The organism is Oceanospirillum sanctuarii (genome assembly GCF_002150805.1).
Classification (GTDB): Bacteria; Pseudomonadota; Gammaproteobacteria; order Pseudomonadales; family Halomonadaceae; genus Oceanospirillum; species Oceanospirillum sanctuarii.
The window spans coordinates 365120-378365 of record NZ_MTBA01000003.1 but is presented as its reverse complement, the minus strand read 5'-3'; the positions used below and the strand labels follow the sequence as shown (position 1 = coordinate 378365).

Genomic DNA, 13246 nt, shown 5'->3' with positions numbered 1-13246 from the left:
ACAGAGTCCGCCGTTTTTTTGTTCAGCTGGCCGGACCTTCCTTACGTTGGAACGTCCGTGATCAGCTTATTTTGCGGTAACGGTTTTTACACCATCAGCGCAGCCCAGCAGCAGAATGTCAGCCGGACGCAGAGCAAACAGACCATTAGTAACAACACCTGTGATGTTGTTGATCTTTTGCTCGATAGTCAGAGGATCATCAATCGGGAAGTTATACAGATCCAGAATCACGTTACCGTTATCGGTAATGCAGTCCTCACGGTAAACCGGGTTTGCACCCATTTTTACCAGTTCGCGGGCAACATAGCTGCGCGCCATCGGGATCACTTCAACCGGCAGTGGGAAACCGCCCAGAATATCCACCTGCTTGCTCTCATCCGCGATGCAGATAAATTTCTGAGATGCAGCGCCAATAATCTTTTCACGGGTCAGCGCGCCGCCGCCGCCTTTCACCATGTGTAGGTGGCCGTTAACTTCGTCCGCACCATCCACATAAACCGGAACTGTGCCAACACTGTTTAGATCGTAAACGGTGATGCCATGAGCCTGCAGACGCTCGCGGGTTGCTTCGGAGCTGGCAACTGCACCGTCAAAGTCCAGCTTGATTGTCGCCAGAGCATCAATAAAGAAGTTGGCGGTAGAACCGGTACCAACACCAACGATGCTGTCTTTATCGATGATTTTTTTAACTTCTTCCAGCGCTGCTTCTGCAACCGCTTTTTTCAGTTCGTCTTGAGTCATGGAGGGACCTGAGCCTGATTGAGATCTGTTTTAAACGCTTTTGGGCAAAATTCGCGCCCATTATACGGGCTAAGCCCCGTAAGCTGTAGACGTTATCTTGCGATAAGGCATAAGATAGTCGGCCCTATGAAAAAGCCCTATAAATAACGAATTAATCGTGTTGTGCAGAGAGTGAAGAATTAGATGTTGGAAAGGTACGTAAAACGCATTTTGCAGGCCCGAGTTTACGATGTGGCCAAAGAAACCCCTCTGAGTGAGGCCCGTTTTCTCTCCAAGCGCCTGAACAACACGATTTTGATTAAACGTGAAGATCTGCAGCCGGTTTTCTCCTTCAAACTGCGAGGCGCCTATAACGCCATGGCGCAGCTGTCTGATGAAGAGAAAGCCCGTGGTGTGATCACCGCCTCTGCCGGTAACCACGCACAGGGTGTGGCGATGGCCGCCAAACACATGGGCATTAAAGCCACCATCGTTATGCCTAAGATCACCCCTGAAATTAAGGTCGCTTCCGCCAAAGCCCGTGGCGCGAAAGTGGTTCTTAAAGGGGATGCCTTTGATGAGGCCTCCAAGTACGCTCAGGAGCAGGTGCTGGAGAAGGGTTACACCTATATCCCGCCATACGACCATCCGGAAGTGATTGCCGGTCAGGGTACCGTGGCGATGGAAATTCTGCGCCAGTATCCGGCGGATATCGATGCCATCTTTGTGCCTGTTGGCGGCGGCGGCCTGATTGCTGGTGTGGCCGCTTATGTGAAATATCTGCGTCCTGAGATCAAGGTGATCGGTGTTGAAGCGGAAGATGCGGCTTGTCTGAAAGCCGCTCTGGATGCCGGTGAACGCGTGATTCTGGATCAGGTGGGTATTTTCGCGGAAGGTGTTGCGGTTGCTCAGATTGGTGAGGAGCCGTTCCGCATTGCCCAGCACTTCGTTGATGATGTTATCACGGTGAATACCGATGAGATCTGTGCGGCTGTAAAAGACGTGTTTGAAGATACCCGCGCGGTCTCTGAGCCTTCCGGAGCACTCTCTCTGGCAGGTTTGAAAAAGTATGTTCAGCAGAACGAAGTGGAAGGTGAAACCCTGATCTGTATTAACTCAGGTGCGAACACCAACTTTGATCGGCTGCAGCATATTGCTGAGCGTGCCGAGCTGGGTGAAAAGCGGGAAGCGATTCTGGCGGTGACCATTCCGGAGCGCCCGGGCAGCTTTAAGCAGTTCTGTAAGATTGTTGGTCGTCGTATGGTGACGGAGTTTAACTACCGCTACTCCGACAATGAAGATGCCAAGATCTTTGTCGGTATCCAGCTGAAGGATATTGATGACAGAGCTGAACTGATTCAGTCTCTGGAAGATGAGGGCTATCCGGCGATCGACCTGAGCGATAACGAGATGGCGAAACTGCACATTCGTCATTTGGGTGGTGGTCGTAACGACGATATCGAGAACGAACAGCTGTTCCGCTTTGAATTCCCGGAGCGTCCTGGAGCCCTGTTGAATTTCCTCAACAATTTAGGCCAGAACTGGAATATTTCCCTGTTCCATTACCGAAACCATGGTGCCGCTTATGGCCGGGTTCTGATCGGTATGCAGGTGCCGGAGAAAGATAAGCAGAAAGTTGCTGAGTATCTGGATCGCATCGGTTACCGCTACTGGGATGAGAGCGAAAACCCGGCTTATCGACTCTTTCTGCAGTAAGTTTTTGCAGGCGAAAATTGCGCTGGCGCAAAGATTGGTGCTGTTTTTGCTTTTAAGTCTAAATAATCAGCTTTTTTGCTGAAAAACGGCAGTTAACTGCCGATAAAAAGGGTAAATGAGGTATATATTGCAAAGCAATAGGACCTCGATAAAATGGTGAGGCAGGCCGCTAAAAACAGGTTATTGACCTGAATCCCCACGGCCTCCTTTCTGTTTGGTTTTAGGCTTAAGTGAAAAGAAAAGCAGGGAATAACCATGAAAAGAAAACAGCCTGATCTGGTAACAGTTCTGATACTGGTATTTGGATTAGGGGTTGTGGTCACAAGCTATGCACAGGGACTGCTCTGAAAGCTTGATGGCAGTTCGTCAGTCTGACGAATAATATGACCAGCCGCACCTGAAAACCGTATCAGTGGATTCTTACCGGATCTGCCGATCTGAAAAACCCCACACTAATGTCGTGGGGTTTTTTGTTTTCATCGTGCTAATCTGCATTCAGGGAAAGATAAATATAATTCACAACAATCCCTTTCCAGAGCCATTCGATTCACTGGAATAGTCAGCATCTTCTAAGGAATGCCTGTGCAGCACTTTGCCTTCGTTGTGTTACTGGTTCTCTCGGTCAATATTTTTGCCGGTCTTTTAGGTTTACAGCTGGCGATTCCTCCCGGCTACGCTACGGCGATCTGGCCTCCTTCCGGCGTAGCGCTGGCTTCTGCACTGATCTGGCGTCATCCGGGGTTGCTGGGTGTCTGGCTGGCCTCATTTCTGGTTAATGTACTCAATATTCACGGTCTGCAATTTCCTGCTTTTGATGCACTGCTGGCACCGGCCTGGATCGCCAGTGCATCAACCTTTCAGGCGCTTTTTGGTGCTTTCCTGATCCGGCGTTATGTGGGTTACCCGACGCGGCTGAACAAAACCGGCGATATTATCCGTTTTCTACTGCTGGCAGGGCCGGTGAGCTGTCTGGTCAGTGCAACCTTTAGCGTGGGGTATCTGGTCAGCTCGGGTGCGATGGCGCTGGAAGGTGCTCAGATTAACTGGCTGACCTGGTGGATCGGCGACACTATTGGCGTGGTGGTTTTTGCACCTCTTATGTTTCTGGCTTTTGCTCTGCCGCGCCGTCATTGGCGCTCTCAGGTGATGGCCGTTGGCCTGCCGCTGGTGCTGATTATTATTTTTACCATCCTGATGTACCGTCAGGGACTGCACAAAGAAGAAGAGAGTCAAAGTAGCCGGTTTGAAGGCCAGGCCAGAGCCTTTGAGCTTGCGGTACAGACTGAGGTCGATGCCCATATCAGTCTGCTCTACAACCTGAGGGGCTTCATTTACTCTGATTTTGACCTTTTACCCAAAGATTTTGAACGCTTTGCCGGAGAGGCGTTGCAGCGTAAAAGCAGCCTGCATGGTCTGTCATGGAATATCTATCTGAGAGGAGCTGACCGGGAAGCCTTTGTTGATCGCATGCGGGCGATTTACGGCAATGTTCCCTTTATGGTGAAAGAGCGTCATCCGGTCTATGGGCTGATCCGGGCGGAAGAGAGAGAAAGCTACGTGGTGGTGACCCTGATCGAACCTTTTTCCGTCAATCAGGCGGCGTTGGGTTTTGATGTGCTCTCTAATCCATTGCGCAGGGATGCTCTGGAAAAAGCGGTGAAAACCGGTCAGGCCAGCGCCACTGCACCGATCCGTCTGGTTCAGGAGTCCGGTGAGCAGAAAGGTACGCTGATCTTCCTACCAGCATTCCACAGCAAGAGCACACCAACCAGTGAAGGTGAGCGCTTTGATGCGCTGGCAGGTTATGGTGTGGTTGTGGTGCGTATGGGAGATCTGATCAGTGGCGTACTGCGCCGTCATGAACTGGATCTCAATCGGGTCAGGCTCTACCCCGCTGATGCACCGGAACAGCTTTACTATCTGAGTGAGGGCTTCAACCCGGATGAGCGCGGGGCGCTGATACATCGTTCTGAAATCAAGGTGGGGGCGGATACCTGGATTATGGAACAGCAGGCTTCCCGTGAGCTAATGGGCTATTCCTGGGGGCTCTATTTTGTCCTCACCGGTGGCTTTTTTATGTCGGCTGTTCTGGGTGGAGTCCTGCTCTTATTGGCGGGGCGTTCCGCTGAGATCTCCCGTCAGGTTCATCTGCGGACTAAGGAGCTGCAGAAGAGTAACGAACTCTTGGCTGAGTCCCAACGAATTGCTCAGATGGGCAGCTGGGAGTGGGCGCATAATGGCTTGGGACATGCCTGGTCTGATGAGTTTTATCGTCTTTTAGGGTTGCAGCCGGGAGCGCACCCTGCCAGTGAAGAGCTTTTCCTGCAGCAACTGATTCCTGACCAGGTTCTGGTCGTCGAGCAGGCATTGGAAGCCGCTCTCAGAGGGCAGCGTCTGGATATTGAATGTACTCTGCGAAGTAGGAATGGTGTCGGCCATCGTTACCTACTTTTAGAGGGGGAGCGGGTCTTGGTGGGCCGCAATAAAGGTACCCGGAATCATTACCTGTCGATTGTTGCCAGGGATATCACCGAGCAGCGTCGTGCGTCTCAGGAGCTGGAATTAGCGGCGATCACCTTTGAAACCCACGAGGCGATTGTTATCACGGATGCCGATACCGTTATTCAACGCGTCAACACCGCATTCAGCCAGATTACAGGTTATGGCAGTGATGAGGTGGTTGGCTGCAAAATCAATATTCTGCGCTCCGGTCGTCACGGCGATAATTTTTATCGGGAGCTGTGGCAGTCGCTGGCGCTGGAAGGTCACTGGCATGGTGAGATCTGGAACAGGCGCAAAGATGGCAGTATCTTCCCTGAGCTGGTCACTATCACCGCTGTAGATACGCTGGGGCAAGGCTATACCACCCATTATGTGGCGGCGTTTCTGGATATTACCGATAAGAAAGCCAGCGAAGAGAAAATCCGTTATCTGGCCTATTACGACTCCATCACCGAACTGCCCAACCGGGATCTCTTTATGGAATCCCTGCGCCATCAGCTGGCGCATTGCGAGCGGCATCAGGATTTCAGCAGCCTGATGTTTATGGATCTGGATAACTTCAAGATGCTGAATGATTCCCTCGGTCACGATATGGGCGATGAACTGCTGAAAGCGGTGGCAGAACGTCTGACCGATACCTTGCGGGCGGAAGATATTTTCAGCCGTTTTGGTGGTGACGAATTTCTCTTCCTGTTGCCGGGTGTCGGGCACTCGGCCTCGCAGGCGATGGATCAGGCGGCTCATGTGGCAGAACGGGTGCTTCAGGTGCTGGAAGAACCTTTTGATCTGCGCGGCCACAGCCACAAAGTCAGCGCCAGTATCGGCGTAACCTATCTGCCGCAACCGGACCTTGAAGCGGAATCCTATATTCAGCAGGCGGATACGGCCATGTATCGGGCCAAGAGTGCCGGTAAAGCGTCATTTGCTTTCTACGAGCCTGAGATGCAGGTGGAAGTGGTTCAGCGTCTGAAGATGGAGAAGTCGATCCGTACTGCGCTGGAAGAGGATCAGTTTGTACTCTTCTATCAGCCGCAGCATGACAACAGCGGCAAGATGGTGGGCTGTGAAGCTCTGATCCGCTGGCATCATCCGGAAGAAGGCATTGTTGGTCCGGGGGCCTTTATCGGTGTGGCGGAAGAGAGCAGTCTGATCGTTGACCTTGGGCTTCAGGTACTGGAGAAGGCTTGTCACCAGATGCAGCTCTGGCTGGGTACACCTCTGGCGGAGTGTGAGGTTTCCATCAATATCAGCTCACGCCATTTTGCGCATCCGTCCTTTATTAGTCAGATCGAATCGGCTCTGGATCGTTATCCCGCGGCGAAAGACAAGCTCTGGCTGGAGATCACCGAAGGTGTCTTCCTGAAATCCGGTACCAACCTGAATGAGACTTTTATCCGTCTGAAAGAGCTGGGGGTTCGCTGCTCCATCGATGACTTCGGTACCGGCTATTCCTCGCTGGGTTATCTGAAGAATCTGGATATCGACCAGATTAAGATCGCTCAGGAGTTTGTCCGTGATCTGACGGAAGACGAGCGGGACGCTCAGCTGGTGAAAGCGATTCTGCAGATGGGGCTAAGTCTGGGGATCGATCTGGTGGCAGAAGGGGTGGAGACAGAAGCTCAGTATGAGTTCCTGCGTGAGCTGGGTTGTCCGTGCTATCAGGGTTACTGGTTTGCCCGTCCGATGCCACCGTTAGAGCTGCTGAGGTATCTGGATAAATAAACGGCCAAAATGCACTGCCGGGCTCAGGCCCGGTAAATGCTCTTGTCGCTGATGACGCCCTGCAAAGGAATATCCCAGTCTGCAATTGGCAGGTCATCAACCTTCTGACACTCATGAGCCAGGCCGATCAGAGAGGGTTTGGCAAATTGGCGCTGTCGTGTAAACGCAAAGGTGCGGTCATAAAAGCCGCCGCCCATCCCCATGCGCCCGCCCTTCTCATCAAAAGCGACCAACGGGAACAACACCAGATCAAGATCTTCCGGTCGGCAACGGTTGTGCTTTTTATCGGCAAAGCCCTTTAGTTTAGGTTCCGGGATACCAAAGCGATTATGGGTCATGGGTGTCTGGCGATCATAACGCACAAACCAGAGACGGTTTTCCACCAGCGGCTGCAGTACGGGCAGATAACAGATCTTGCCCATTTTCCGCGCCTGTTCGATCAGCAAACCGGGATCTATCTCACCATCATTCGGCAGATAAAGTGCAATCCGTTTGGCGCGCATAAATTCCGGCATTGCCAGCACACGGGATTTCAGATCTTCCGCTGCTTTCTTCTGCTGGATGATAGTCAGGGCGCGACGACGCTGACGCATTTCACGACGAAGTGCGGTTCGGTTTTGCTGAAGCGTTTTGTCTGTCATAGGTTGGCCGGAACAGGCTGGAAGAAAACAGAGAAGAGGGAAAAACCCGGAAGTGCCGCTGCTGTCGTTGCCCTTGAACCAATTAGGTTCAAGGTGGGTAATCATCGAAGTACCTAAGGCTTTCCGTCGCGCGGACATGCACACGGGTACTCACGGACGATTCCCTGGGTTCTTAATTAGGCTCGAGGACGTAAACAGCTGGCGCACACCCCAGGAATTAGAAAAGGAGTATAACGCAGACGGGAAAAAAAATCAGGCTGCGTCGCTATCTTTATCGCTCTGGCGTAGCGCCTGAATGGCGGCAGACAGCTTCTCGTTGATGCGCTGAATCTGTTCCTGGGATTCTTTGTTTTCCTGATTACCGTGCAGCATTTCATAGGCGATATTCAGCGCCGCCATGATGGCAATACGCTCTGTGCCTATCACCTTGCCGCTATCACGGATCTCGCGCATCTTGCGATCAAGATACTTCGCGGAATCGATCAGATCATTTTGCTTATCATCGGGGCAGCCGACCACATAACTACGCTCAAGAATTTTAACTTCAACGGTTTGACTGCTCTTGGTTTCACTCATCTTGTGGCTCCGATGGCCCTAAGCGGGTTAAAAGATAACTGACTTTCTCTTCCGTGGCCTGCCGCTCCTGCGTCAGGGCTTCCAGTTCTGTGGCCTGTTGGCGAACATCATCTTTAAGCTGCTCGTTCTCCTTACGCAGATCGACGCAAATTAACAGCAGCTCATGAATCTGTTTTTCCAACTGATCTAAATCGTCAGTGTCCATAAAATTATCTTTAGCTAAGGATACCCGTACTATAGATCTGCGATTGTAACTGGTCAATTGACGTGAATGAATACTAACTTCCTGACAAATGAGCATTTTCTCGTCAAAATAGACACTAATCTTATTTATCGTGATCCTGTTCCCTATTATTAGACTGGGAATGACCCGATATCGTTCAAACTATCCGCCGGAGAAAGGCATTCGCTATGACAGACGTTCAACAGCAAACCGAGATTCAACAACCTGTTTTTGCCCAGATCAGTGATCTGTTTTTGCGCAATGGTTGCTTGCATGCCCCAGCGGAGCTGCATGGGGATCTGTGTGGTCAGCTTTGTGCCGGTCAGACACCGGATCTGGATACCTGGCTGCGTCAGGCGATGCAGTTTATGGAAGTGTCTCAGCTGGACAGTGATGACTCCAAAGTAGAGCTGGCGGAGCTGCTGGAGCAGACCGAGACCGGTATGAAGGATCAGGATCTGGGCTTTAAGTTGCTAATCGCTGATGAAGACTTCTCTCTCAACGAGCGCATGCAGACTTTGTTGGAATGGTGCGAAGGCTTTCTGTCGGCACTGGCAGACAATGAAGCCTTTAAAGAAGGAAAGTTGTCTCAGGAGCTGAAGGATGCACTGAAGGATCTGGAACAGATTGCGGAAATGGATGAGCCGCTGGATGAAGACGAGCAGAACGAACAGGATCTGTTTGCGGTGAGCGAATATGTGCGTATGACCGCCATGATGCTCTACACCGAATGTAACCCTTCAGCACCTCAGTTGGATGAGGCGGTTCAGGAAGCCAAGAACCTGCAGTAATCGCTTAATTCTACAGCAAGCTGATACCGGCCAGTACCGCCAAGAAACACCACTAATCATGATCGCCAATCAGCAACGATAGTATAAACGTATATAAAGGCTCGTTCAGACGGGAGTAGCTATGACGCAGACAATGACTCAGCAACCGCCACAGGCTGGCGAAAGTTTGATAAACCGCAACATCATCACCCCCGAGGGCGCGTATGCTGTGTCCCCGGAAAAGATACCGACGGTTTCTGCTGAAGAGTATGGCCAGCGTCGTCAGCGACTTCTGGATCAGCTGCCGGATAAAAGCATCGCGATTCTGCCTGGGGCGGAGATACGTTATCGCAACAACGATGCGGATTATGCTTTCCGTCAGAACAGTGATTTTTATTACCTGACCGGTTTTGCCGAAGAGGGTGCCTGGCTGGTGCTGACGCCGGGGCATAAAGAGGGCGATTGCCACCTGTTCTCTCTGCCAAAAGACCGTGCGCAGGAGATCTGGACCGGTTTCCGTATCGGTCAGGATGCGGCTAAAACCGATTACGGTATGGATACCGCTTACACCCTGGATCAGCTGGATTCTAAGCTGCCGGAGCTGCTCGATGGTGCGCAGCAGCTGTTTTTCCCGATGCAGGGCGATGATGCTCTGAGTCGTCGTATTAACGGCTGGTGTCAGCAGGTGCGTCAGAAAGCCCGTATGGGAGCTATTGCACCTGAGCAGCAGCACAATCTGTTGCCGCTGATCCATGAGATGCGCCTGATTAAAAGCGAGGCGGAACTGGATGTGATGCGTGCAGCTGCTGAGATCTCTGCCGCAGCCCACAGCAAAGCGATGCAGGTTTGTCAGCCGGGCATGATGGAGTATCAGCTGGAGGCGGAATACCTCTATCACTTTATGCGTGCGGGCAGTCGAGCTCCGGCCTACAACACCATTGTGGGTGGCGGGGCTAATGCCTGTATTCTGCACTACGTGCAGAATGATCAACCGCTGAATGAGGGCGATCTGGTGCTTGTGGATGCCGGTTGTGAGCTGCAGCATTACGCGGCGGATATCACCCGGACTTTCCCGGTTTCCGGTAAGTTCAGTGCCGAGCAGAAAGCTCTGTATCAGGTGGTGTTGGAAGCTCAGTATGCCGCTATCGATCAGGTGCAGGTGGGGCTGGATTGTCATGCGCCCCATCGTGCTGCATTGAATGTGCTTTGTCAGGGACTGCTGGATCTTGGGTTGCTCACAGGTACGCTAGATGAGGTGATCGAATCTGAAAGCTACCGTCGCTTTTATATGCACGGCACCAGTCACTGGCTGGGTATTGATGTGCATGATGCCGGTCGCTACAAAATTGAAGGTCAGTCACGACCACTGCAAGCGGGCATGGTGCTGACGGTGGAACCGGGGCTTTATGTTGCGCCGGACGATGACAGCGTGGAAGAGCGCTGGCGTGGTATCGGTATCCGTATTGAAGACAATGTTGTCGTGACTGAAAACGGCCCCGAGATAATGACCTCAGGTGTGCCGAAAAATATTGCCGAAATTGAAGCCTTAATGGCGGGGCAGGGCGTGGCGCTGCCAGCGTAGTTGCCCGCTTTGAGCAGACACTTTTATAACTTTTTATGACAGACAACGGGAGAGATCCGGTGACAACAGCCGCTTCGGCTTCTCAGCAAGCCCAACAGGATGACCAGCTGCTAAAAACACAGCCGGAATCCTACGATATTGCCATTATCGGTGGCGGTCTGGTGGGGGCTAGCCTTGCCTGTGCACTGGAAGGTTTTGCCCGGGAGCACAACTGGTCAATCGCTGTGGTTGAGGCGGTTGCCACAGCTCATAGTCCATCAGGTGATGCGGGGGCAGATGCTGCACCGGCTGAGATTAGAACCAGCTACGATGCCCGCTCAACGGCTCTCTCCTGGGGTACCCGTCATATCTATGAGCAGATCGGACTCTGGCAACAGCTGGAGCCCCATGTTGCCGCCATCAAGCAGATTCATGTTTCTGACAAAGGCCATCTGGGTGCCACCCGCCTGAATGCAGCCGATCATCATGTGGATGCGCTGGGCTATGTTGCGCCCAATATCGCGCTGGGTCAGACCCTACTGACCGGCGTAAAACAGGCGCAGCATGTGGAGTGGCTCTGTCCGTTTAAAGTGACGGGTTTTGAAGTCAAAGCAGAGAAGCATCTGTTGACTCTGAGTTCTTCGAGCGGTGGCTCGGAAAATAGTGCTGAGCGTCAGATTGAAGCCGGTCTTGTGGTACTGGCGGATGGCGGCCAGTCCGGCCTGAAACAGCAGCTCAACATCAGTGACTATGTACGCCCTTACGATCAGTACGCCATTATCTGCAATCTGACCATGAGCCAGCCCCACGAAAACTGGGCTTTTGAGCGCTTTACCGCTGACGGCCCTATGGCCTGGTTACCGTTACCGGGGGCAAAAGATATTGCTCTGGTCTGGACGGTTCCGGCTGAGCAGATCGATGAGGTTAATGCCCTGAGCGATGATGAATTTAAACAGAAGCTGCTGCAGCTGTTTGGTTTCCGCTTGGGTGATATCGAGCGTATTGGCGAGCGTTATCAGTATCCGCTGACCTTGGTGCGCGCTACTGAGCAGGTGCGTCCGGGACTCGCGGTGCTGGGCAATGCCGCGCACTATATACATCCGGTGGCTGGTCAGGGTTATAACCTGGCATTAAGAGGTGTTGCCGAGCTGGCTGGCGTGCTGCACGAAGCTGCACAAAAAGGCGAAGCTCTGGGTAGTCTTGCGGTACTGCAGCGTTATCAGCAGCGTCGTGAACAGGATCAGGATGCGGTGATCGGTTTCAGTGATGGTCTGATCCGCCTGTTTGCCAACGGTAATCCGGTGCTGGGGCATCTGAGAGCCTGTGGCCTGATGCTGTTGGATCGCCTGAAACCCGCCAAACGCTGGTTTGCCCGTCAGGCGATGGGTATCGGTGGCTCCTCGGTACGTCTGAAACAACTGATGGCATCCGACCTGATAGCAGAAAAACAGTCCGCAGATACACGCATACAGAAACAGGCAGGAGAGCTCTGATGGATACGAATCAGCAAAACGATCAGAACCTACAGCAGTACGACCTGATCGTCGTTGGAGGCGGCATGGTCGGTGCGGCAATCGCCTGTGGTGTTGCGCCAGCCGGTATGAAAATCGCCCTTCTGGAAGCGGCGGATCAGGAGCCTGTGTGGAATGCCGAGGGTGTTGATCCCCGGGTCAGTGCGCTGACAGAAGCCTCCCGTCTGTTCCTCGATAGCCTGAATGCCTGGCACGGCATGACCCAAAACCGGGTAACGCCGTACCAGCAGATGAAAGTCTGGGAAGCGGATGGCACCGGGCATATCGAATTTAACTGCGATGATGTGTTTGCAGAAAACATCGGTCATATCGTTGAGAACAGCGTCACCCTGACCTCTCTGATTGAGCAAAGTAAGCAGTTCGACAATATCCACTGGCATCGGGGTATCCGTATCGAAGGCATCAGCCCTGTGCTGGATAGCCAGAAAGATGCTGAGGGTGTGCAGCGACAGGTTTATCTGCAGGATGGTCGCGTGTTGCAGGCCGGACTGATCGTTGCTGCCGACGGTGCCCGTTCCCGCCTGCGGGAGTGGGGTGGTTTTGACACCCGTGAATGGGATTATGGCCACGAAGCCATCGTGACCACCATCAAACTGGAACAGCCTCATCAGGGCACATGCTGGCAGCGTTTTATGCCCACAGGGCCGCTGGCGCTGTTGCCGATCACCTTTAAAGGTGATGACCATTACTGCTCCATCGTCTGGTCTACCACACCGGACGAGTGCGCCCGACTGATGGCGCTGGATGAGGCCGGCTTCTGTGCAGAGCTGTCTCTGAGTTTTGAACACAAACTGGGCAAGGTGCTGAGCTGTGACCCGCGCTTCAGCTTCCCCCTGCGTCAGCGTCATGCCAAGCGCTACTGGCAGCCGGGACTGGTGCTGGCCGGTGATGCCGCCCACACCATCCACCCGTTGGCGGGGCAGGGTGTAAACCTAGGTTTGTTGGATGCTGCGACTCTGGTGGAAGAGCTGACCGCTGCCTGGCAGCGTAAGCAGCCGCTGGGTATTGAGCAGACATTGGGTAAATATCAGCGCCGCCGTATGCCGGATAACCTGAAAATGATGGCGCTGATGGAAGGCTTTAAACGCCTTTATGGCCCTGTGCCTCTGCCCCTGCGCTGGCTGCGGAATACCGGTATGAGTCTGGTCAACAATACGCCGCTGGTGAAAAAACAGCTGCTACGTCAGGCGCTGGGTGAGCGGGATGGCCTGCCTGAAAATGCTCAGGTGCATCTGGCCTGAGCCGAAGCCGGTCTGAAACCTTAAGATTTTCGTCAGTCTTAA

Annotated in this window: 10 protein-coding genes and 1 other RNA gene; 6 read left to right on the top strand and 5 right to left on the bottom strand. The window is 52.9% G+C overall.

Translation table 11 applies throughout. The annotated features are described in order from the left end of the window. Positions 1 to 66 precede the first annotated feature (66 nt). A complete protein-coding gene (gene rpiA, locus BV405_RS05465) occupies positions 67 to 741 on the bottom strand; it encodes a ribose-5-phosphate isomerase RpiA (protein ID WP_086479852.1) in 675 nt (224 codons plus the stop codon). A 183-nt stretch (positions 742 to 924) separates the two neighbouring features. Between rpiA and ilvA the strand changes: the two genes are divergently transcribed. Further along, complete coding sequence (ilvA, locus tag BV405_RS05460) at positions 925 to 2436, top strand: threonine ammonia-lyase, biosynthetic (protein ID WP_086479851.1); 1512 nt, start codon at positions 925 to 927, stop codon at positions 2434 to 2436. 582 nt (positions 2437 to 3018) lie between these two features. After that, positions 3019 to 6660 carry an EAL domain-containing protein gene (locus BV405_RS05455; protein WP_176330060.1) on the top strand — a complete coding sequence of 1214 codons (3642 nt, stop codon included), beginning with the start codon at positions 3019 to 3021 and terminating at the stop codon, positions 6658 to 6660. 23 nt (positions 6661 to 6683) lie between these two features. Here the strand turns inward: BV405_RS05455 and BV405_RS05450 are convergent, their stop codons facing one another. The 4 genes from BV405_RS05450 to zapB all read right to left on the bottom strand — a co-directional run bounded on the left by BV405_RS05450 (position 6684) and on the right by zapB (position 8082). Next, positions 6684 to 7301, bottom strand: coding sequence for a 5-formyltetrahydrofolate cyclo-ligase (locus tag BV405_RS05450; protein ID WP_086479849.1), 618 nt, complete (start codon positions 7299 to 7301; stop codon positions 6684 to 6686). Positions 7302 to 7340: 39 nt separating this feature from the next. Further along, positions 7341 to 7521: non-coding RNA, 6S RNA (gene ssrS / locus BV405_RS05445), on the bottom strand. 32 nt (positions 7522 to 7553) lie between these two features. Beyond that, complete coding sequence (locus BV405_RS05440; RefSeq protein ID WP_086479848.1) at positions 7554 to 7877, bottom strand: cell division protein ZapA; 324 nt, start codon at positions 7875 to 7877, stop codon at positions 7554 to 7556. Next, entirely contained in the window at positions 7870 to 8082 is a 213-nt protein-coding gene (gene zapB, locus BV405_RS05435) for a cell division protein ZapB (RefSeq protein WP_086479847.1), read from the bottom strand. Before zapB ends, BV405_RS05440 begins: the two co-directional genes overlap by 8 nt. 206 nt (positions 8083 to 8288) lie before the next feature. Here zapB and BV405_RS05430 point away from each other — a divergent pair, with 206 nt between their 5' ends. The 4 genes from BV405_RS05430 to BV405_RS05415 all read left to right on the top strand — a co-directional run bounded on the left by BV405_RS05430 (position 8289) and on the right by BV405_RS05415 (position 13204). Further along, positions 8289 to 8891, top strand: coding sequence for a UPF0149 family protein (locus BV405_RS05430; RefSeq protein WP_086479846.1), 603 nt, complete (start codon positions 8289 to 8291; stop codon positions 8889 to 8891). Between the two features lie 121 nt (positions 8892 to 9012). Continuing rightward, entirely contained in the window at positions 9013 to 10452 is a 1440-nt protein-coding gene (gene pepP, locus BV405_RS05425) for a Xaa-Pro aminopeptidase (protein ID WP_245832243.1), read from the top strand. Between the two features lie 59 nt (positions 10453 to 10511). Beyond that, positions 10512 to 11924, top strand: a complete 1413-nt coding sequence (gene ubiH, locus BV405_RS05420; protein ID WP_245832242.1) for a 2-octaprenyl-6-methoxyphenyl hydroxylase — start codon at positions 10512 to 10514, stop codon at positions 11922 to 11924. Beyond that, positions 11924 to 13204 (top strand): FAD-dependent monooxygenase, encoded by a 1281-nt coding sequence (locus tag BV405_RS05415; RefSeq protein WP_086479843.1) that lies wholly within the window; start codon positions 11924 to 11926, stop codon positions 13202 to 13204. Before ubiH ends, BV405_RS05415 begins: the two co-directional genes overlap by 1 nt. Positions 13205 to 13246: the final 42 nt, after the last annotated feature.